Annotated in this window: 16 protein-coding genes and 2 pseudogenes; 12 read left to right on the forward strand and 6 right to left on the reverse strand. The window is 69.8% G+C overall.

Annotated elements, in window-relative coordinates:
- Positions 1-2,707 (forward strand): type I polyketide synthase (locus JK364_RS52100; protein WP_230993870.1); only part of this gene is annotated, 2,707 nt, incomplete at its 5' end.
- A gap of 116 nt (positions 2,708-2,823) precedes the next feature.
- Here JK364_RS52100 and JK364_RS52105 read toward each other — a convergent pair.
- Positions 2,824-5,538: a helix-turn-helix transcriptional regulator gene (locus JK364_RS52105; RefSeq protein ID WP_201858505.1), complete on the reverse strand. Its 2,715-nt coding sequence runs from the start codon at positions 5,536-5,538 to the stop codon at positions 2,824-2,826.
- Between the two features lie 470 nt (positions 5,539-6,008).
- On the opposite strand from JK364_RS52105, the gene JK364_RS57395 reads away from it, so the two are divergent.
- Entirely contained in the window at positions 6,009-6,137 is a 129-nt protein-coding gene (locus JK364_RS57395; RefSeq protein ID WP_269146456.1) for a hypothetical protein, read from the forward strand.
- Between the two features lie 402 nt (positions 6,138-6,539).
- Here the strand turns inward: JK364_RS57395 and JK364_RS52110 are convergent.
- Together JK364_RS52110 and JK364_RS52115 are read right to left on the reverse strand one after the other, a co-directional pair.
- Positions 6,540-6,683: pseudogene (locus JK364_RS52110) on the reverse strand (site-specific integrase); the annotation flags it as partial.
- Positions 6,684-6,854: 171 nt separating this feature from the next.
- Positions 6,855-7,736 carry a LysR family transcriptional regulator gene (locus JK364_RS52115; protein WP_230993871.1) on the reverse strand — a complete coding sequence of 294 codons (882 nt, stop codon included), beginning with the start codon at positions 7,734-7,736 and terminating at the stop codon, positions 6,855-6,857.
- A 70-nt stretch (positions 7,737-7,806) separates the two neighbouring features.
- On the opposite strand from JK364_RS52115, the gene JK364_RS52120 reads away from it, so the two are divergent.
- The 3 genes from JK364_RS52120 (at position 7,807) to JK364_RS52130 (ending at position 11,451) form a co-directional block, all read left to right on the forward strand.
- Positions 7,807-8,736 carry an EamA family transporter gene (locus JK364_RS52120; RefSeq protein WP_230993872.1) on the forward strand — a complete coding sequence of 310 codons (930 nt, stop codon included), beginning with the start codon at positions 7,807-7,809 and terminating at the stop codon, positions 8,734-8,736.
- 131 nt (positions 8,737-8,867) lie between these two features.
- A complete protein-coding gene (locus tag JK364_RS52125; protein ID WP_201858507.1) occupies positions 8,868-10,652 on the forward strand; it encodes a M14 family zinc carboxypeptidase in 1,785 nt (594 codons plus the stop codon).
- 193 nt (positions 10,653-10,845) lie between these two features.
- The gene (locus JK364_RS52130) at positions 10,846-11,451 is read left to right on the forward strand and encodes a cadmium resistance transporter (RefSeq protein ID WP_201858508.1); all 606 of its coding nucleotides are present in this window, start codon (positions 10,846-10,848) and stop codon (positions 11,449-11,451) included.
- Between the two features lie 326 nt (positions 11,452-11,777).
- Here JK364_RS52130 and JK364_RS52135 read toward each other — a convergent pair whose 3' ends face one another.
- Positions 11,778-12,077: a hypothetical protein gene (locus tag JK364_RS52135; RefSeq protein ID WP_201858509.1), complete on the reverse strand. Its 300-nt coding sequence runs from the start codon at positions 12,075-12,077 to the stop codon at positions 11,778-11,780.
- A 389-nt stretch (positions 12,078-12,466) separates the two neighbouring features.
- On the opposite strand from JK364_RS52135, the gene JK364_RS52140 reads away from it, so the two are divergent.
- From JK364_RS52140 to JK364_RS52165, 6 genes are all read left to right on the forward strand, one after another.
- Positions 12,467-13,546, forward strand: a complete 1,080-nt coding sequence (locus JK364_RS52140; protein WP_307841693.1) for a glycosyltransferase family 4 protein — start codon at positions 12,467-12,469, stop codon at positions 13,544-13,546.
- A 17-nt stretch (positions 13,547-13,563) separates the two neighbouring features.
- On the forward strand, positions 13,564-15,270 hold the full coding sequence (locus tag JK364_RS52145) for a hypothetical protein (RefSeq protein ID WP_201858511.1): 1,707 nt from the start codon (positions 13,564-13,566) through the stop codon (positions 15,268-15,270).
- 422 nt (positions 15,271-15,692) lie between these two features.
- Entirely contained in the window at positions 15,693-16,754 is a 1,062-nt protein-coding gene (locus tag JK364_RS52150) for a Kelch repeat-containing protein (protein ID WP_201858512.1), read from the forward strand.
- Positions 16,755-17,199: 445 nt separating this feature from the next.
- Positions 17,200-17,883, forward strand: a complete 684-nt coding sequence (locus tag JK364_RS52155; protein WP_230993873.1) for an SMI1/KNR4 family protein — start codon at positions 17,200-17,202, stop codon at positions 17,881-17,883.
- A gap of 211 nt (positions 17,884-18,094) precedes the next feature.
- On the forward strand, positions 18,095-18,586 hold the full coding sequence (locus JK364_RS52160; RefSeq protein ID WP_201858513.1) for a DUF2975 domain-containing protein: 492 nt from the start codon (positions 18,095-18,097) through the stop codon (positions 18,584-18,586).
- Positions 18,586-18,807 (forward strand): helix-turn-helix domain-containing protein, encoded by a 222-nt coding sequence (locus JK364_RS52165; protein ID WP_037952025.1) that lies wholly within the window; start codon positions 18,586-18,588, stop codon positions 18,805-18,807. The genes JK364_RS52160 and JK364_RS52165 overlap by 1 nt, the downstream gene beginning before the upstream one ends.
- Positions 18,808-19,161: 354 nt before the next feature.
- Here the strand turns inward: JK364_RS52165 and JK364_RS52170 are convergent, their stop codons facing one another.
- Positions 19,162-20,067 (reverse strand): NADP-dependent oxidoreductase, encoded by a 906-nt coding sequence (locus tag JK364_RS52170; protein WP_201858514.1) that lies wholly within the window; start codon positions 20,065-20,067, stop codon positions 19,162-19,164.
- 145 nt (positions 20,068-20,212) lie between these two features.
- On the opposite strand from JK364_RS52170, the pseudogene JK364_RS56555 reads away from it, so the two are divergent.
- Positions 20,213-20,320, forward strand: a pseudogene (locus JK364_RS56555) (MerR family DNA-binding transcriptional regulator); the annotation flags it as partial.
- 419 nt (positions 20,321-20,739) lie between these two features.
- On the opposite strand, the gene JK364_RS52180 reads toward JK364_RS56555, so the two are convergent.
- Positions 20,740-21,486, reverse strand: a complete 747-nt coding sequence (locus JK364_RS52180; RefSeq protein WP_201858516.1) for a phosphotransferase family protein — start codon at positions 21,484-21,486, stop codon at positions 20,740-20,742.
- Positions 21,487-21,527: the final 41 nt, after the last annotated feature.

Consider the following 21,527-nt stretch of genomic DNA (forward strand, 5'->3'; position numbering starts at 1 on the left):
CGACGAGCAACACGCCGTGGTTACCGCACTGGCGGAACTGCACGTACAGGGCGTACCCATCGACTGGCCGGCGATCCTGGGGACGACCACCGGGCGGGTGCTGGACCTGCCCACGTATGCCTTCCAGCACCAGCGCTACTGGGCGGCGAGCACCGACCGGCCCGTCGGCGACGGACACCCGCTGCTGGACACCGTCGTGGCGTTGCCGGGCACGGACGGGGTGGTGCTGACCGGCAGGATCTCGCTGGCCACACATGCCTGGCTGGCCGATCACGCGGTGCGGGGGACGGTGCTGCTGCCGGGCACCGGCTTCGTGGAGATGGTGGCCCGGGCCGCGGCCGAGATCGGCTGCGGGGTCATCGACGAGCTGGTGATCGAGGCTCCGCTGCTGCTTCCCGCGAGCGGCGGTGTCCAGCTGTCGGTGTCGGTCGGTGAGGCCGACGACGCCGGTCATCGGCCGGTGACCGTCCACTCGCAGGCGGACGAGACCGAGGCATGGGTCCGGCATGTCACGGCCACGATCAGCCCGTCCGGTCCGATCGTCTCGCTGCCGGAGTTCGAGGTGTGGCCGCCGGCGCAGGCGGAGCCGGTGGAGGTGGCCGGCTTCTATGACGAGCTGGCGGTGGCGGGCTACGAGTACGGGGCCGCGTTCCAGGGCTTGCGGGCGGCCTGGCGTGCCGGGGAGACCATTTATGCCGAGGTCGTCCTCGCCGAGGATCAGAGGCTGGAGGCGGCCCGGTTTACGGTGCATCCCGCGCTCCTGGACGCCGCCCTGCAGGCCAACATCCTGAACGCGTCCGGCGACCTGCGGCTGCCGTTCTCCTGGGGTCAGGTTCAGTTCCATACGATCGGCGCGGCGACGCTGCGGGTCGCGGTGACGCCGGTGGCCGACGGCTGGACCATCCAGGCCACCGACGATGCCGGGCGACCCGTGGCCGCTGTCGGCTCGGTGGTAGCCAGGCCGGTGGCCGGGCTCGGCGCCACCGCCGAGGACCTGTTCGCGCTGACCTGGAACGAGATCCCGGCTCCCGGGCAGGACGGCCGGACGGTTGGCCGGTTCGAGGACCTCGCCGACGACGGCCCGGTTCCCGAGCTGGTGGTGTTCACCGCGCTGCCCGACGCCGACGCAGACCCACTGGTGCGGGCCCGTGCGCTGACAGCCCGGGTTCTGGAGGCGATTCAGCAGTGGCTCGGCGAGCCACGCTTCGCCGACAGCACCCTGGTCGTGCAGACCGGAACCGACCTGGCCTGCGCCGCGGTGTCGGGCCTGGTCCGCTCGGCCCAGTCGGAGCATCCCGACCGGTTCATCCTGGTCGAGGGCGACAGCTCGGCAGTGGCAATCGGACTGGACGAGCCGTGGATGCGGGTCGACGGTGGCCGGTACGAGGTGCCGCGGCTGATCCGCCTCAGTGCGGAACCCGTGCAGGAGGCCGCTTGGAACCCCGACGGCACGGTGCTGATCACCGGTGGCTCCGGCGCCCTGGCCGGCATCCTCGCCCGGCATCTGGTGGCCGAGAACAAGGCACGCCGCCTGCTGCTCGTCTCGCGTAGCGCCCCCGACGACGCCCTGATCAGCGAGCTGACCGAGCTGGGCGCCGAGGTCGGCACCGCGGTCTGCGACGTGTCCGACCGTGCGGCGCTGGCGCGGGTGCTGGCGGGGGTGTCGTCCCTGACGGCGGTGATCCATACCGCGGGAGTCCTCGACGACGGGGTGATGGAATCGCTGACCCCGCAGCGCCTCGACACGGTATTGCGGGCCAAGGCGGACGGTGCCTGGCATCTGCACGAGCTCACCCGCGACCGGGATCTGGCGGCGTTCGTCATGTACTCCTCCGCCGCGGGCCTCATGGGCAGCCCCGGACAGGGCAACTACGCGGCAGCCAACGCCTTCCTGGACGCGCTCGCGGTAGAGCGTCGTGCGGAGGGTTTGCCCGCGCTCTCGCTGGCGTGGGGTTTCTGGGAGCAAGCGACCGGCCTGACGGCGAATCTGACCGGCTCCGACCGTGACCGGATCCGTCGCGGGGGATTGCAGACCATCACCGCCGAGCGCGGTATGCGGATGTTCGACACCGCCACCCAGCACGGCGAGCCGGTCTTGCTTGCCGCTCCGATGGCCCCGGTCCGGGATGGCGAGGTTCCCGCCCTGCTGCGGTCGTTGCATCGCAGGGCCACGCGGCAGGGAACCACCGCCGACGCGTCGGCCCAGTGGCTGGCCGGGCTGGCGCCGGAGGAGCGCGAAGGCGCGCTCATGAAGGTGGTGCGGGACACCGCCGCGGTGGTCCTCGGCCACGCCAACGCCGGCACGATCCCGGTGACCGCCGCGTTCAAGGATCTGGGCCTGGACTCGCTGACCGCGGTCGAGCTGCGCAACAGTCTGGCGAAGAGCACGGGGCTGCGGCTGCCGGCCACGATGGTGTTCGACTATCCGACCCCGGCCAGCCTGGCCGCCCGGCTTGACGACCTGATGAATCCGCGGGTCTCGCCCACGGCCCTGCTGGCCGAACTCGACCGGATCGAGGGAATGTTCGACTCAGTCACCTTCGACGAGAAGCAGGCATCCCTGGTGAAGGACCGGCTGTCGGCTGCCCTCAGCAAATGGCAGCAGATCTCCCGTTCGGCCGATGAGGCCACTGTCGCGCTCGCGAACGCGGATGCCGGCGAGATCCTCGACTTCATCGATCGGGAGTTCGGCAATCCGACGATCTGATTCCATATGTGACCTGAGGAGTCCAATGAGAGAACTGCTCGACACCGTCCTCGGCGCCTCCGCCTCCGCCACCGCAGAGGAGATCGAGGCGCTGCCGGGTGCCGGAGAGTTCAGGTCTATTCCGCGTCGGCCAGCGCGGTCGGCAGCTGCCTGCGGCCCTTAACGCCCATCTTGCGGAAGACGCTTGTGAGGTGCTGTTCCACTGTGCTGGCCGTGACGAATAGCTGTTTGGCGATCTCCCGGTTGGTCTGTCCGGCCGCGGCCAGCGCCGCCACCCGCCGCTCCGCATCGGTCAACGATGTGCTCCGCGGCGGCAGGCCGGCGTCGTCGACCCGGCCGGGCTCGCCCCCGAGTCGGCGCAGCAGCGGGACAGCACCGCACTGGGTGGCCAGGTGATGAGCCTGCCGGAGAACTCCCCGCGCCCGGCTATAGCGTCTGAGCGCGCTGAGCGTGTCGCCCAGATCGGCGAGCACCCGCGCTTGCTCGTACCGGTCGGGGCAGGAGAGCAGCAGCTCAGCTGCCTCATGGAGCAGGGGGATCCGCTTCGTCCGCGGGAGGTATGCCGCCTTGATCCGCAGCGTTAATGCGCGGGAACGAGGTCCCATCGGACGGGCGAGTTGTTCGTCGATGAGCCGCTGGCCCTCGTTCCGGTCGAGGCTGAGCAGCGCCTCGGCGGCGTCGACACGCCACAGGGCTAGACCAGGCACGTCAACACCCCAGCTGCGCATACGTTCTCCGCAGGTGTGAAAGGCCCGGTGAGCCGATTCATATCGGCCCATCGCGAGGCTGTACTGGCCGTGCGCCGAGAGCAGGTGTAGACCGAAAAGGCTGTCCTGGACACCGTTCGGAAGCGGCTCAGCGAGCAGCTGCTCCGCACGCTCGAATTCGCCCAGCCGGACAGCGGCGGCCGTCTTGCTGCTCAACAGCAGTGCGGCGGTGATGCCGAGCGACGGCAGCGACCGGTCGTCCAGGACGGTGCTACCAGCCTCGAACGCCGTGGCCAGGTCGCCGCGCCGCAGGGCGATCTCGGCGCACGGGCCGGCGTAGCCCGCTTCCGCCTCGTTCGATACCCCGGCATTCGTGCTGCCCAGCTTGTCGGCCCAGATCTGAGCGGACTCGGTGTTCTCCGCGTACAACAGGGCGATCAGCGCGGCGGGGATTGCGCCGGCTGCCGGATCAGCCTGCCGCAGAACCGTTTCCGCCTGAGCGGTGGCAAGTTCTGGATGAGCACGCAAGGCCGTCGTGACCGCGTTGTCGGCGACCGCGCATTGCCAGGCAGCCTTCGGCAAGCTGGCGAGCTCGTCCGGCGTCAGCGGAGGTGGGCGCCGGCCCGACCCGAAGGCGCCGGGACAGAACAGCGCGAGAGTCACCTCGGCAAATCGCAGGTGCGCCCGGTTCTGATCGGTGGTCGCGAGCGGGCGTTCCGACGCCAGCACCTCGGCTGCCTCGCCGGATCGCCCGCCGTCGGCCAGCCATAGGACAGCCAGCGCCGCATGCTTGGGGGAAAGCAGACCGGCGCGGCCGGCGCCGCTCAGCTCGTCCATGTGCCGACTGGAGGCCAGCGGATTGCGGCGGCGCTCGATTGCCACGGCCTCGACCCGTAAGGCGGCCCGGGTGGAGACATCGTCGGAGGCTCGGTGAGCCAGTTGCAGGTATTCGGCCGCGTCGCCCAACTCGTTGCGTACAACCAGAGCCTGGCCGGCCTTGGCGAATATCTCCGCGGCCTTAGGTCCGTGTATGAGACCGGCGCCGACCTGGTGGTGCGCGAGCACTTCAACCGGCGCCTCGTCCAGCAGTTCCAGGGCGAGAGTGTGCAGGCTGCGTCGTTCCTGGGCGGACATGTCATCGAGCACCACCGAGCGGGCGGCCGGGTGCGGGAACTGGTGGTCGAGCAGCAGCCCGCCCTCAGTGAGGATCTTGGTTGCCCGGTCTATCGTCTCCGCGCTGAGCCCGCTCAGACGGCGCACCAGCGTGCTGGTGGCGCTTGGGCCCAGCACGGCAGCCACTCGGGCGACCCGCAGCGCGATCGAGCCACAGCGGTAGAGCGAGCTGAGGTACGCCAACCGGAATGCGCGGCCCACCTCGAAAGCGCTCTCTCCGTTGGCCCGGGCCTCCCGCACATCGCTGATCAGTCCACGGCTGAGACTCAGGTTGCCCCTGGTCATTCCGTACAACCCCGCGAGCACATCCTCGGCGAGGCCCGGGCCCAAGGCGGCGCGGGCCAGCTCCGCCGATTGCTCCGGTCCGAGTGGACGCAGCGCGATCTCGTGGTGGTACGGCAGGCTGAGCAGCTCCGCCTTGAATCGTGACTGAGTAGGGGTGAGGCTGCGCAACTCGGTGAAGATCATGGATATCCGGGCCAGCCGGACCCGACGGGCTAAATGCAGCAGACAGTTCAAAGAGGCGGTGTCGGCGTGATGCACATCATCGACGCCGATCAGCACAGGCCGGTCGACGGCAAACGCCAGCAGGGCACGGGTGAGATCCCTGCGCAGTCGGCTCTCGGCCCTCAGCGACAGCTGCCCGCCCTGGGCTATCCGATCAGCCAGCTCCGGCGCCTGATGCGCGAGCGCCGGGTTGTCGATGAGCTGCCCGATCATGGCGTACGGCATAGCCCGCTCTTCGGGCGCGCAGACCGCGCGCAGAATGATGGCGTCAGCCTTCGCTGCAGCCGCGTCAAGCAGTTCTGTCTTGCCGCAGGCGATCGGGCCGGTGACGGTGACCACGACGCCCTGGCCGCTGCCTGCTTGTTCCAGAGACCTCTGCAGAATGCCGAGTTCGTCCTCGCGGGCGACGAGTTCGTATCGTTCACAGCAGGTACCGCTATACACAGCACCTGCCCACAGTCATCGCCTGAGCCCCCGTCGTCTCCTTGGCGCGTTGGGGCCACCGGCCCGTCGTGGGGAATGGCGGCGGAGAAGTCGTTGCCGTAGAACGTCTCCGCCCGCGTGCGGACTGTGTCCGGCAGAGGACATGGGTCGCCCATTCGGGCACCTGATGCGGCCGCGGCCGGTGCTCCGCCAGCCCGTTCCCGCGGTCCCGCTCCTTGGCGTTGTCCAGCACACGCATGAGCGTTCCCCTCAACGGTGGATACATATCGGTACGGTACCCTTTCGCCGGCACGTCCGGACCGGGTAGATCACCAGTGTCCTGCGCCGGTAGTCCGTCGTTAGATCTTCTGGCCCGATGGCGGATGACCGTCTTTTCCACGGCTTTCACGAGGTTGTGGAAGAGGTGCCAGCGGTCCGCACAGTGCTCAGCGTCCGGTGCTCCGGCGCGGGCGTCGACGATTTCCAGGCCGATGCGGGGCAGGCCCCGCATGGCGCCGGTGAGCATCCGCTGGACGATGCCGACCGAGCCGATGGTGCTGGTGGCCAGGATCGGTCCGAAGACGGCGCCGGGCACGTCGGTGACGCCCTCCTCGGCGTAGGAGGAGGGGCTGTGAGGTCGGCGACCGCCAACTCCAGCCGGTCGCCGGTGTCGGCCTCGGCGGCGGACTTGCGCACCGCCTGCGCTTTGTTGTGGCTGCGCGCGGTGGTCCGCGCGCGGTATCCGCGCCGGAGGAGCTCCACGACGCACCATCCGGTGACGTAGCCGCTGCCTCCGGTGATCAGGACCGTTTCCGGCAGGGCTGTCCTCCATGGGGTGTGGCACGAGGAAACGGAAGGGCTTCCGTATTGCTCTTCGAACGTCACGGAAGCCCTTCCGCTTCGCATCCCCCGGGCGAGGGCGCCGAGGCTCGCGCCGACCGCATCTTGCGGCTCATCCTCGACGGACTGCGCCCCCGGTCCCCGGCGCCTGACCCCGCGCCACATGTCGCGGGCGCGCCCGTTCAGCGCCGCCTGTCGCCGGGCGCGAGTAGGCTGGTCACGTCCGAGATCGACGCCAGGGACGGCTTGAAGTAGTGGCGGACGTTCTCCGCCTTCTTGTGCCGGGACTTGGCCATCAGCATCAGCTCGGACGCGCCCTGCTCGCCCATCGGCCGGATCCCTGAGCGTCGTTCCTTCGGGGCTGCTGACCGCACGGGACGAGTCGGCGGCGTCACCACCGGAGGTGCGGGTGTGCCCACCCGTGGGAACCGAAGCAGGACCGAAGGCTCCGCGGGGCTGCCGAAGACTCCTGTGTTCAGGCCCGTCGTTGCCCGGGCCTATTCGGGGCCGTTCGCCTCGTTCGTGGTGGGCTGCGCGATCTCGCGGATGAAGGCGGCGAGGTCGGGGACTGCGGGGTGGCTGGGCGGGTCGGACCAGGCGAGGTTGACGGGTACGGGGGGTGCGTCGGTGAGGGGCAGGTAGGTGACGCCGGGGTAGGGGTAGATGTCTGCGGTCGCTGTGGTGGTGACGCCGAAGCCCTGGTCGGCGGCGAGGGCGGCGAGCCAGTCGTCGGTGTTGCCGACCTCGGCGATGCGGCCCGGCTGGTGTTCGGGGGACCACAGCCGGAGCGTGGTGGTCCCCGAGACGGTGTTCATGATCAGGGTCTGGCTTGCCAGGTCGTCGAGGGCGAGCTCGCTTCGCTTGGCGAGGTCGTTGTGCGAGGACAGGGCGGCCATCCGCTGTTCGTGGAAGAGCACGGTGCTGCGGATGCCGGTGACAGGCATGGGGCCTCGGAGCAGGACTGCGTCGGCCCGGCCCTGCGCGAGGCCGGCGAGGCTGTCGTCGGTGCGCAGCAGTTGCAGGGGCGTCTGGGGGTGGAGCTGCTGCCAGCGGTGCAGGACGGTGGCGGTGTGGTGGCCGAGGGCGGACCAGGCGTGGCCCAGGCGCAGGGGCCAGGGGCCCACGCGGTCGGGGTCGAAGGCCGCTTCGGCGGCGTTGAGGGCTGCGGCCGCGCGGATGCGGAAGGACTCGCCGGCGTCGGTGAGGCGCAGGTGGTGGGTGGAGCGGTCGAACAGCCGCACGCCGAGGTGGCTCTCCAGCGCCTTGAGGGTGCGGGAGAGAGCGGGCTGGCCGATACGCAGCCGGGCCGCGGCGTGCGTGATCGTGCCTTCCTCCGCGATGGCGATGAAAGCGCGCAGATGCCGCAGTTCCATGGTCATGCCTGCCAAGCATAATCGCTGGAGGAGCGGCATTTCCGCTGTCACAGTGATGGCACCTAGCGTGGCGGGCATGAGCACTGTTCGAGCGGCCTCGGCCGCTACTTTCTCTTCCGCCACCGCGCGCGTCCGGTCGCTTGGGCGCGGGAAGCGGCGGACCTCCGGCGATGGCCGGGGTGCGGGGATCGGGCTGGTGCTGGGCGGCCTCGTGTCGCAGGAGTTCGGCGCGGCCGTGGCCACGTCCCTGTTCCCGCGGGCCGGGGCAGCCGGGATCGTTGCCTTGCGGCTGCTGCTGTCGGCGGGGCTGCTGCTGGCCGTGTGCCGGCCGAGGGTTCGTGACTACCGGCGCGCGGACTGGGCGGTCGTCGTCGGCTTCGGCGCCGCCCTGGCGGGCATGAACTTCCTGTTCTACCAGTCGATCGCCCGTATCCCGCTGGGGGCGGCGGTCACCTTCGAGGTGCTGGGCCCGCTGGTGCTGTCGGTGGTCCTGGCCCGGCGCGCGGCGAGCTGGCTGTGGGCCGGCCTGGCGCTGGCGGGTGTGGCGTTGCTCAGCCGGGGTGGATTCGACCGGCTCGACGGGAGCGGCGTCGCCTTCGCCCTGGGGGCCGCGGCGCTGTGGGCCGCGTACATCCTGCTGTCGGCGCGGGCCGGCACGAGGTTTCCCCGCACCGACGGTCTCGCGCTGGCGATGGCGGTGGCGGCGGTCCTGAGCCTGCCGGCGGGTATCGCCGTTGCCGGGACGGCGCTGCTGGATCCGGTGACGCTGGGCTTGGGCGTGGTCGTGGCGATCCTGTCCTCCGCGCTTCCCTACACCCTGGAACTGCTCGCCCTGCGCAGGGTGACCGCCTCCGTGTTCGGCGTCGTCAGCACCCTGGCCCCGGTGATCGCGGCGGTGTCCGGCTACGCCGTCCTGGGGCAGATCCTGTCGCCCCTCGACCTCGGCGCCATCGCCCTGGTCGTCGCGGCCGCCTCCGGCGCCGTCCTTACCTCACGAAGGCGATAGCGGCCGCGGGCCCAGGCGGCGGTTCCGAACGTCGCCGGGCCCGCGGCCGCTGTCGCCTGCTGTCGACGCCTCGGAAGGCGTCGTATTCCGTTTGTTCATGTCCGACCGTCGAATGCTGTAGAGAGTGATCCATGACGTTGCAGACCCTTGCCGAGCAGTCACAGTTCCGCCTGACCGGCCGACTGGACGAAGTGGAAGCACTGTGCGCGGCCTTCGCCGAACGCTGGCCCGACGCGGTGCGCAGCTTCGTGTACGGGGAATCGGCCGAGGGACGCCCGATGCGGGCCCTGCTGGTCTCGCGCGGCGGCGCGTTCACGCCCCAGGCGCTGCGTGAACGCGGTATCCCCTTGCTGATGGTCCAGGCCGGCATCCACCCTGGCGAGAGCGACGGCAAGGACGCCGGGTTCGCAGCACTGCGCGAGCTACTGGGCGCGGAGCCGCTCGCGGACACGTCGAGCGGCTCGCACATCGAGGTGCACGCGTCCGAGGGGGATGCCCTGGCCCGGATCGCCATCCTGTTCGTGCCCGCCTTCAACACCGACGGCCACGAGCGGGTGGGCCGATGGAACCGGCCCAACCAGGCCGGACCGGAGGAGACCGGCTGGCGGGCGACCGCGCACAACCTCAACCTCAACCGCGACTACACCAAGGCCGACTCGCCCGAGATGCGGGCCATGCTGGCGCTGCTGCGCGACTGGGACCCGCTGGTGAGCGCGGACATGCACGTGACCGACGGAGCGGACTTCGAACCCGACGTGTCGATCCAGGTCGAACCGATCCACCTCGGCGACCCGCAGCTGCACCCCACCGGCACCGCCCTGCGCGACGCCTTGCTCGACAAACTGACCGCCCAGGGCTCGCTGGCGCTCCCCTTCTACCCGGAGCCGGTCGTGGAGGACGACCCCTCCTCCGGCTTCCAGGTCACCGCGTACTCGCCGCGCTACTCGACCGGCTACTTCCCCGCCCGCAACCGCTACACGGTGCTGGTCGAGACACACTCCTGGAAGGACTACGCCACCCGCGTCCGGGTCAGCCGCAACGCGATCATGGGCCTGGCCGAACTCGTCGCCTCGCACGGCACCGAATGGAGCGCAGCCGCACACGAAGCCGACCAGCGAGCGAGCCGCCTGGCCGGCGAGGACGTCGTCCTGGACATCGAGGTCGACCGGCAGGACGCCGGCTCGCCCACAGCGCAGGAGGCGGCGGCCACCATCGAGTTCCGCGGATACGCCTATACCCGTGACCTGTCCCCGATCTCCGGTGAGCCGGTCACCGTCTACGACCCCACCACCCCGCAGATCTGGCACGTGCCCTACCGCGGCAACGTCCTCCCGTCGCTCACCGTGCGCGCCCCGCGCGGCGGCTACCTCGTGCCCAGGGCGTACGCCCCGCTGGTCGCCGACAGACTGACCCTGCACGGACTGGGCTACCGGACACTGGAACACAGCACCGACCAGCCGGACGCCGACGTCTTCCGCAGCACCGCCGCGCGGTTCTCGGCCGTCCCGTTCGAGGGCCGAACGCAGCTCGCGGTCGAGGGGGCCTGGCGACCGGAGTCACTGTCCCTGCCGGCGGGCAGCCTGTTCGTGCCGATCGCACAACCCGGAGCGAGACTCCTGATGGCGCTGCTGGAGCCGCAGGCCCCCGACTCGCTCGCCGCCTGGGGATTCTTCAACGCCCACTTCGAGCAGAAGGAGTACGTCGAACCCTACGTCACGGAGATCTTCGCCCAGCAGATGCTGGACGAGAACCCGACATTGGCCGACGAGTTCCAGCGCACACTGGAGACGGATCCGGCTTTCGCGGCCGATCCGGAAGCACGACGCGAGTTCTTCCAGCAACGGCACTCGACGTGGGACACCCGATTCGCCATGTACCCCATCCTGCGCACCGACCGGACCGCAGAAGTGAACTGACCCTTGCCGCTCCGGCGACCACGAGGTGTTGTCCGAGTCTCGACAGCGCATGTCCAGCACCTGGGAGGCAACTCGGCGGCGGCGTGCTCGACCTGACGGGAACGGACAGCGCCTACCTTGGCCCCGCGATCGCTGATGTACGGGCTCCCGGTAGCGTCACCGGGACACGTGCATCGAAGGGGAGCAGTTACTGGTGGACCTGAGCATCATCGGGCAGGCGGCCGGGCTGTTCGCCGTCACCAACATCGACGACATCCTGATCCTGGCGCTGTTCTTCGCCCAGGGCGCCGGCCGGCCCGGATCCACCCGCCGGATCGTACTGGGCCAGTACCTGGGCTTCGCCGCGATCCTCGCCGTGGCGGTGGCCGCCGCGTTCGGTGCCACCTTCCTGCCCGAGTCCGCCATCCCCTACCTCGGTCTGCTGCCACTCGCCCTGGGCCTCAAGGCCGCCTGGCAGGCATGGAAGGACCACCGCGACGGCAGTGGGGACGAGGAGGACGAACAGACCCGGGAGGGCGGACCGAGCCCGCTGGAGGTCGCCGCAGTCACCTTCGCCAACGGCGGCGACAACATCGGCGTCTACGTACCCGTCTTCGCCACCGCCGGCAACGGCGGGATGAGCGTGTACGCCGCGGTGTTCCTCGTGCTCGTGGCCGTGTGGTGTTTCACGGGCAAATTCTTCGCCACCCGACCCGTCATCGCCAAGGCCCTCGCCCGCTGGGGCCACATCCTGCTGCCCCTGGTCCTGATCGCTATCGGCCTGCTCATCCTCATCGAGGGCAGCGCCTTCGGGCTGTAGCACCGGACGGCGCATCACCGGCACAGTTCGATTCCCTCACGGCACCAGCGCCTCCCAAACCGTTGTCCTCTGACAGCTCACCTCAGCCGCACCTCGACCGGAGCCTGCGACTAGGGAATACCGCAGGTTTCAGATCCCCGCTGCCCTGGTGTGTGACCTCACCAGGGCAGCGGGCTTTCCGTTCCACGCCCGCGCCAGTAGGGGTGTCCGGCGAGCTGCCAGTACGTGTGGTGCCAGGCGGTCTGCACGGCACCCCGCACCAGCGCCTTCTCGGTGTTACCGGGAGGTCCGCCGGATGTGACCCTGACCCGCGCCTTGGGAGTCGGCTACCCCGGTGTGCGACCGGAGGCGAAGGCGGAGGGCACGGTCGCCAGGCAGAACGTCAGCGTGAGGCTGTCCCATGGTCCCCCGGCCTGGTGATCCACGACGTGGATGGGGGTGGAGGAGGATGTCCGGCCGCCGACCTGGAAGGTCAGGTTCGTGTCTCCCGCAAAGGCGATGGCGGTGGCCTGCACCGCCACCCATGCCGCGGAGGCCGAGCCATGACCCGACACGGCCAGCTCGACGTTGCTGAAGGCGAGTCCGGACCCACCCGAGGGCGCGGTGGTGCGGTGGTGCGGTCCCAAGCCGTACCACCGCGCCCTTCGCTGTTGTGAGCGAACTGTCCGCCCGGACGAGAAGCGGCCGGTCAGGCGTGCCGCACGGGGGTTCCAAGGCTCTGGGTGAGCACCTGCCGAGGGGGCCGAATGGTGGTGCGACGTGGAGTCGATTCGAGTGTTCGTACCGGCGGGGTTCAAGCGGAGGGTGCGAGAACTGCTCAGTCACAGCGGTACGGGAGGTTTGGCAGGCCCTGCGTATCGCCCCTTTGGGGAGGGAGTTCTTACAGGTGGAGACGGTGGCGTTACGCCCGTACAGGCCGACTGCGGGACCTACGGGGCGGCGTTTGTCCATCGTGGCCCGGGTGTACGGATATCCGCCGGATCACAACGCCGGTTCCGAGTGGATGTTGCACTCGATGCTCCGCCCTCTGGCCGGGCGTGGTCACCAGGTGGCGGTCTGGCTGTCGCACCCCGGAAAGACCGAGAACGCTTACGAGATCGACGGGGTGCGGGTCGTCCCCTTCCAGGAAGGCATGGACTTCGCCGCCCATGCCCAGAAGGCGGATGTGCTGTTGTCCCACTTCGAGAACGTGCCGGTGGTGGCGGGGCTCGCGCGGGACCGTCTCATCCCCCTGGCCGTGATCTGCCACGACAACTTCGCCACGAGTTTCCACAACGCGGCGGGCGCCGATCTGGTCGTGTACAACAGCGAGTGGATCAGGCGGGACGGCGAGATCTTCTACGCCCGCTACCCCCGGGAGTTCCTGCCCAGGAACAGCATCGTCGTCCGGCCGCCGGTGCTCGCGGAGGAGTACCGCACACAGCCTGGCGACTGCGCGACCCTGGTCAATCTCAACTCAGACAAGGGCGGCGAACTGTTCTGGCAGATCGCCGCCTGGACCCCGGACTGGAAGTTCCTCGGCGTCCGCGGCGCCTACGGGCAGCAGATCATGCCGCCGCCGCGGCTGCCCAACTGTGAAGTTCTCGACTCGGTGCCCGGGCAGCGGATGCGCGAGCACGTCTACAGCCGCTCCCGCGTGATGCTCATGCCGAGCCTGTACGAATCCTGGGGGCGGGTGGCGGTGGAGGCGTTCGCCTCCGGCATCCCGGTGATCGCCCACCCCACCCCCGGACTCGTCGAGTCCCTGGGCGAAGCCGGCATCTTCGCCTACCGCGACGACCTCAACGCCTGGATCCACGCCCTGACCTCCCTGCAAGACCCCGACACCTGGGCCCGGGCCTCCCACCGGGCCAAGGCCCGCTCCATCGAACTCAGCGCGGCCCCCGACCTCAACCTGTGGTGCGACGCGGTCGAAGCGCTGGCGAGGACGCGTACGCCGAACGGCTACCGGCCGCGCGCACTCGGCACCCTGGTCGACGCCGGCGAGATGGGGCGCAGCACTGGAAGCGACGCTGCGCCCCGGAAGGCCGAACCGCACGTCCGCCACAGCGCCGCGGAACACGGCCGAACCATGACTCATCCTGCCGATCTGTAACGAAAGGACGGCACGCCATGACCGAGACAACTCTTCTGCCCACTCCCGAACCCGTCATCGTCATCGAGCCCCGTGCGGCCATCGCACAGGCCACCAGCGCACCCCTGGCTCCCTACACCCACATCCGGCGCTTCGACTATTCCGGCGGTGTCCAGGACTTCACCGTTCCCCCAGGCGTCACCACCATCAACGCCCGCTGCTGGGGCGGCGGGGGTGCGGGAGCAGGCACCGGGGGCGGGGGCGGTTTCGCCACCGGGGACATCACCGTCGTGCCGGGGGAGACCCTGCGGGTCGTTGTCGACCTGGGAGGCGGCCCATCCGGCGGGGGCGGTATGAGCGGCTTGTTCAGCCAGCGGCTGGGACAGACGCTACTGATCGCTGGAGGAGGTGGAGCCTGCTTCCTGCCGTCTAACCCCGGTACCGACGCTGCGCGCGGTGGGGCCGGCGGCGGCACCAGCGGCTCCGGCGCACAGGGCTACTCGGTGGGTGGGTCGCCAGGGACGCCGGCGCGTGGAGCATCGGGGTCGACGGGTGGTGCCGGTGCGACCAGGTTCGAAGCTTACGGAGGGCGTGGCGGCAACACCGGACAGAACGGCGGCACCAACGTGAACGGAACCCCCGGGGGCCAGGTGCCGATCCCGGGTATGGGGGGAGGCGGGGGCGCGGGCTACGGCGGCACTACAGGGGGTGGCGCCGGCTACGCGGGTGGCGGTGGAGGCATCGCCCTCGGCAATGCGGCGAGCGCCTACTTCAGTGGCGGTGGTGGTGGCAGCAGTTTCGTGAACGGTCCAGGCGTCACCGGCGGACGTACCGTGGCCGGTAACGGCACCAGTGCGGGCGGCAAGGACGATCCCCTGCACCGGTCTCCCGTCGGTGATGCGAACAACCGCGGCCAGGTGGTGCTGCAATGGACGGAATTCACGCTCACGCCCGGTGGACCGCCAGACGTGGAGCTGAGGCAAGGCGGGCCGGTCGGGTACCCGGGAGTGCGGGTCGAGGCTGGTGTGGCGATCGACCCGGTGTCGGTGACGGTGGCCCTGCCCCCCGGCCGCGGTCTGCTCTTCGGCACCCAGACCCTCGCCGACTACCAGCTGACCGTCCAGAACGCCGACGGGCAGACGACCCCCTACACGGGAACCCTGTCAGAGGACGGAACCTCGCTGGTCTTCTCGGGTGTGGACCTGGAGCTGCCCGGCACGACGGTGATGTGGGTCGCCGTGAGCGCCGGCCACGACGCCCCGCTCGGATCAGCCGCCCTGGCCTTCACGGTGGGAGGAAAGACCTCCCCCTCCACCACGGTCGTCGTCACCCCCGGCTACACCGTGTCCCCGGGCGGCGCCCCGGTGACCGCGGAGCGGGGAGGAGGGCCCGTGTACCCGGGCGTGGAGGTGCGCAACAACGGATCCCAGACCACCCCGCTGCAAACCGTCACCGCGAAGCTTCCCGCCGACGCCGGCTTGCGGTTCGGCACCCAGGACAGCCCCGACCACCAGCTGACCGTCTGGGACGCGGGCGGCAACACCACCGTCTACCTGGGGAGCGTCTCCGACGACGGACAGTCCCTGACCTTCTCCGACGTCGACCTGGCAATCCCCGACGCCGGATCACAGTCGGTCATGTGGGTCTGCGTGAGTGCCGCCGACGACTCCCCTCCGGGCCCCACCAGGGTGGAGTTCTCCGTCGGCGGCCGGATCTCGCCGTCCACGACCATCGACATCATCTGACCTCACAGCACTCATGCCTCCGGCGTGGCCTCTCTCGGAGGAGGAGAGGGCTCATCGGACCGCTGTGAAACACCGCTGACGGGTGAGCGTGGACGGCGCCGAGCGCGGCACGCTCACCCGCCTGGCCGACGGGCCGTCACCCTCACCGCCGCTCCCCGAACCGGGGTGGGCGCCGGCAGCCGTACACGCTCGCTGAAGGCCTGCTCCCGCAGCCGGGTCGGACGCGCTCGGTCGCGGCTGCCGATCCATGCGTACAGCAGGCGCAGGTTCATTCCTGGGCGATACCCGGCGGGTATCGCGGCGCCCGAAGAGGTCTTGGACAGCCTTCGCGTCCGGCTGGTGCAATTTCTTCGCGCAGGTGGCGCCCGGCTGAGGCGCTCCTCCCTCTTCGGAAATGGAGTTGGATGATGAAGGATCCCGGCATGCGGCGACGTCGTTTCGTCGCGGCTGTGCTGGCCGGCGCGGGCGGGGCCACGGTGTTGTCCGGCACCGCTGGTTCGGCTGCCGCCCGGCCAGGCTCGCCCTCTTGGCCCGCGACTGGGCGCTGGCAGCCGCGGGCGCCGCTGCCGGTCAAGCGGGCGGAGGTGGGCACGGCTGCTCTCGCCGGGCGGCTGTTCGTCGTGGGCGGTACCGTGCAGGAGGAGGGAGCCAGCCCCGTCTGGGCATCGACGGCGGTCCACAGCTACGATCCCCGACGCGATCGGTGGTCGGTCCACGCTCCCCTGCCCAAGCCCCTCACGCATGTGGGTGTGGCCGCGTCGGGCGGACGCCTGTACGCGTTCGGGGGATTCACCGACGCCGTGCACCTGAATCCGCAGCCGGACGCCTACGTCTACGACCCGCGTGAAGACCGCTGGCGTCGGTTGCCGGACATGCCCACTGCCCTCGGATCCATCGCGGTCGCCGCCGTGCGGGGCCGACTGCATCTGATGGGCGGGCGCGATTCCCACCGTGTCGTCACCCCTGAGGGATCGCCCGTGTCACTGGGATTCGGGACCGTGTCGGCCCATCATGTCTTCGAACCGGGTGCGGGTTCCTACCGTCAGGCTCCGCCGCTGCCGGGCGAGGCCCGCGACCACGCCGGCACGGCGGTGCTCGGCAGCCGTATCCACGTCGTGGGCGGGCGCGTCGAGGACGTCGGCGACAACCTCACCCGGCATGACGTCTTCGACGCCCGCACCCGGCGCTGGCTGCGCGCCGCGCCTCTGCCGGTGGCCCGATCCGCCGGCGCTGCCGTCGTCATGGGCGGGTGCGTCGTTTACGCGGGCGGGGAATGCCGGCCCGGCAGCAGCACCGAGACCTTCGACGACGTCACCCTCTACGACCCGCAGGTCGATCGCTGGAGGAACCTCACCGCGCTGCCGGGCAGCAGGCACGGTTTCGGCGCCGCACACCTGGACGGCCGAGCCTATTTCGTCGGCGGCTCTCCCAGCTGCGGAGGGGGAGCCAGTACCGACACCTTCGCACTGTCGTTGCGCCGCTGACAGCAGTCCACGTACCGAAACGGCCGACGCTGGCGGAGTGAGAGATTCTCCGGGAGGGCGAGCCGTTCGCGGAGATCGACTTTGCCCTGGCCGACGCCGACGGGATGTGGCTGGGCGAAGCGAAGAAGACCTCCGCGCCGGCCGGCAGCCACCGCGACATCGAAAGGGAGTGCGCACGGCTGGCAAGTACACCCCCGACGTCTATCTGCTCACCGCCGTGGGGTCTCAGGAGCGGTCAGGCATCCTGACCGTGGACGCCTCAACGGATGCTGTGGCCTTGATGGTCTGGATGGCCCCCACCTTGTCTGTTCTGCGTGTGGAGCCGAGGTTGCCACCCAGCAGTCGGACCGCTGGTCTCAACAGCTGATCGCGTTGATTCCCGGCGCTGTGACCGTAACGGTGGCGCCCGCCGATTGACCTCGTGAAGTTTCGGCAGTAGCGGGCGATGGTCATGGTCGTGCCGAGTGTGGCCGATAGCGTGTTCGGCATGAGTGACGATACGCAACGGGTGGCCGCGGCCTGGGGGCGGATCGAGACGTGGCTGAGTGGGCACGCTGCTGCTTCGGCCGGTTTGCTGCGCCCTCCGGCTGGTGAAGCCGACATCGCGGCGGCGGAGGTGGCCATGGGAGTGGAGTTCACGGCGGCGCTCGCGGCCTGGTATCGGGTCCATGACGGTTTCGACGAGGGCCATGGTGCTGGGATTTTGCCGTCCGGCATGACGATGTTGCCGCTCGCTGACCTGGTGGATGAGTACCGGATGCGTACGCGGGACTGGGAGCGGGAGGCCGGCGTTCTGCCGTTCGCGCGGATGGCCGGGGATACCTGGTCCGGCTGGTATGTGGACGCGCGGAGGGGCGAGCCCTCCTATGGCGGCCTGGGGCACTGGTCGGTCGACGGTGGAGATGATCTGTACCCGCTGGGGCAGGGGGCAGGGGGCTGGCCGCTGGTGGACTGGCTGGACGAGATCGCTGCGGCGCTGGAGGCGGGCCGGTGTCTGCGCCGGCCGGATGGAATGGACGACAAGCACGACTGGCCGGTACTGACCGGCAGTCAGGGGCTGACCTGGATTGATCCCAGGGATCCGCGGCTGTTCCCCGACGGCATGATCAAACTCGACGGTCCCCGTTAGGGCCGGTGGCCCGGGAGAGACTGCGGCATACCGCACGGTCGCGTTGTCGCCAAGGCATCCGGCACGATCACTCTGTCCGCCCCGCCGACGCACCCCGTCGGCGGGGCGGTCACCCGTGACGGGGAAACTGACCTCGCTGATCCCCTTTCCTGCTTGATTCATCTATCGATATTCGATAGATTTCCATCGCAACTCGATGGAGGGATGGGGTATGGGACAGCTGGCAGTGCGTGCGCTTCGTGCCGTGCTCGTGGTGGTGCTCGCCGGCACCGTGTTCGTGCAGGCATTGATGGTGTGGGTGTTGGTCAGCGGGAGCGATCCGGAGGACGGGTCGCTCCCGCTGACCTCGCTGCGCGTGATCACGATTCTGGGCATGGGCTCGGCCCAGGTCGCCCTGGCCGGCGTATGGCGACTGGTGACAATGGTGCGACGCGGAACGGTGTTCTCCCATGCCGCCTTCCGGTACGTGGACGCTGTGATCGGCGCGATCGTGGCGGCTGCCCTCCTGTGGTTCGCGGTCACCGCCCTCAATGCGCCGGGCCAGCGGGCCGACCCGGGCGTCACCGTCATCATGAGCGGGATTGGCGTGGCCATCCTGGGGGTCGGACTCATCGTGCTCGTGCTGCGGATGCTGCTCGCCCAGGCCGTCGCGCGCGATGTCGAAGCGGCGCAGATGCAGGCCGAGTTGGACGAGGTGATCTGATGCCGATCGTCGTCGACATCGACGTGATGCTGGCCAGGCGGAAGATGTCGGTGGGCGACCTCGCGGACCGTGTGGGAATCACGCCCGCCAACCTGGCGGTACTCAAGAACGGCCGTGCCAAGGCGGTGCGTTTCGCGACGCTCGCCGCGCTCTGCGAGGTGCTCAAGTGTCAGCCGGGCGACCTGCTGCGCTGGGAGGCCGAGGACGCCGCCGGCGAATGATGTCCCCCCGGGCAGGGGTGGAATGTCGGTGAGCCGGACCTTCGCAACGTCTGGTAGGGCATCCCCGTGGACCTCAGCGCTGGAGCTGAGCTCCTTCGTCACCAAGTGGCCCTGCTGTTTGTCGCTTTGGTCGTCAGCTCGACGACGGTTTGGTTCTCAGCGTATAGATCAGGTGCGGCCGTGGCACTGACGAGTTCCGCCTGGTCGATGAGATCTGTGGAGGCTGGGGCGGACTTGGAACTCCTGACGGAATGATCTCCGAGGTGGTTGGATCACTTCAGGACCGGTGATCCGGAGGTGCGGGCGGGCTTCCCACCATTCGAAGCCGCAGGGGCCCCGAATGGTGGGACGAGCTCAGATGCAGACCACGATCTTGCCCCGTGTGTGTCCGCGCTCGGCGTATGCGTGTGCTTCGGCGATCCGTTCGATGGGGTAGGTCCGCTCGATGCGCGGTGTGTAGCGGCCTCGCCGGCCGAGTTCGCCCGCTTCGGCGAGGAGCGTGGAGTCGTTCTCCGCGTTGGCCAGACGCACGCCCAGGCGCTGCGCGTTGGTGTGGTCGGCGATCGTCGACACGCGAGCGGGGTCGCCCACGATCGCGATGAGATCGGCCAGGGACCCGGAGGCCGCGGTGTCGAGCACGATGTCGACACCGTCCGGAGCCAGGGTGGCGAGGCGCTCAGCGAGGCCGGTGCCGTAGGTGGTGGGAACGGCTCCGAGAGAGGTGAGGAACTCGTGGTTGCGCTCGCTGGCTGTCCCGATCACGGTGGCGCCCTGAGCCGACGCGATCTCGACCGCGGCACTGCCCACGCCTCCGGCGGCGCCCTCGACGAGCAGGGTGCGCCCCCGCAGGGGACCGAGCGCCTTCAGCCCGCCCATCGCGGTCACCGATGCCAGACCGGCACCGGCGGCCTCCTCGTCGGTCCACCTGGTGGGTGCGTGGGCCCAGGCCGAGAGCACGGCCAGCTCCGCTGTCGCGCCGGTGACGCCGCCCAGCCCGAAGACACGGTCGCCGATGCTCACCCCCTGCACACCCGCACCGGTCTCGTCGACCACGCCGACGGCATCACGCCCAGGAATCGCGGGCAGATCCACGGGGAGCACCTCGTGCACCGCACCGGAACGCACCTTCCAGTCGACGGGATTGACGCCGGCCGCCGCGACGCGGATGCGGATCTCGCCGGGCCCGGGATGTGGGTCCGGCACCTGCTCGACCACGAGGGTCTCCACACCGCCGTACTCGTGAAATCGGACTGCGCGCATGACGTTTTACCTTTCCACGCGGCCTGAACCGGCCGTTCGTGAGATCAGTGGGTGAGTGTTCGGCGAGCGCCGACACCCACCACGCTAAAAGCTGACGTTGGCGTCAGGTGCAAGTCGGGCGGGCCGCCCGAACAGAGGAGGACCGGTGCGCATCGGTGCGGTCGCCGACAAGGCGGGAGTGAGCGTCCGGGCGCTGCGCTACCACGAGGAACAGGATCTGCTCCAGGCGTTCCGCAGTCCCGGCGGCCACCGGGCGGTCAGTGGCTTCACGCCGAGCGGGCGGGGGAACGGTCGAGGCCTACCCGGAGCGGTCCGAGGGCGGCCCGCGCAGCGCGGTGCCTGCTTCCACTCGGGGCCGGAAGGGCTGTAAGCGGGCTTCGGCTTCACCCGCCAACGCAAGATCGCCAAATGGCGATGGGTCATGCGGCTCACCGTCCGCAACGGTCACCACAAAGGGTAACAGGGCGCTTCGCACGCAAGTCCTCGGCCATCGCCGGCTCCTGGTCGCCCTCGCGCACTGCCGTTCCACCCGCCACGCACCCCGACACTCCGGGGCATCTGCCGGCGACGACTGCACACCGCACTCTGTCGGGCGTAAGCGCAGGCAATGCGCCTACGAGATGGCCTGCTGACGCGTCAGAACGCGTTCGCGGCAGTCGGGCCCGCGCAGCCTCACATCCGGGATCTCAGCACGTCGACTTCACAGCCCGGCGCGAACGGGTCAAAGCCATGCTCGACCAGCCAGCGAACCCCCAGCAGGCTTCGCAATGACCACCACGCGCGGATCACGTCGAGGTCGATGTCGGTGCCATAGCCGGCAACGACGTCGCCGAGATGCTCCTCGTGTCCGAGCGTGAAGGTGGCGAGGTCGTACAGGGCATCACCCTGGCCCGCCTCGGACCAGTCGATGATGCCCGTGATCTCGTCGCCGTCGACGAACACGTGAGTGATCTGCAGGTCGCCGTGCGTGAACACCGGAGTCCACGGCCGGAGCGCGGCCTCGGCGACCTGGCGGTTGCGGGTGACCAGGTCGGCGGGCAGGACCCCGTTCGCCACGAGCCACTCGCACTCGCCGTCGAGATCCGCGGCCAACTCGTCGAGGCCCTGGCCCGCCCGGCCGGGCCAGGGCGGCAACGGCGCGTCGTGCAACTTCCCGATGGCGGCACCCGCCGCGGCCCACGCCGCCGGGGACGCGGTCGACGGCTCGCCGAGGCGGCCGAGCGCCGTCCCCGGGACTGCCGCGATCGCGAGCACGGGCGGCTTGCGCCACAGGACCTTCGGGGTCGGGACCGGCGCCAGGGCCATCGCCTCGACCTCGACGTCGATGCGCGCCTGATCGGCGTCCACCTTCAAGAACACGTCGCCGACGCGCAGGGTCGCGCGCTCGGAATGGGCGACGACGACTTTGACCTCATTCATGGGCGACCAGTATCCCGGGGATGATCGCCGACGTCGCCGGG

The organism is Streptomyces endocoffeicus, from assembly GCF_016741935.1.
Lineage (GTDB): Bacteria > Actinomycetota > Actinomycetes > Streptomycetales > Streptomycetaceae > Streptomyces > Streptomyces endocoffeicus.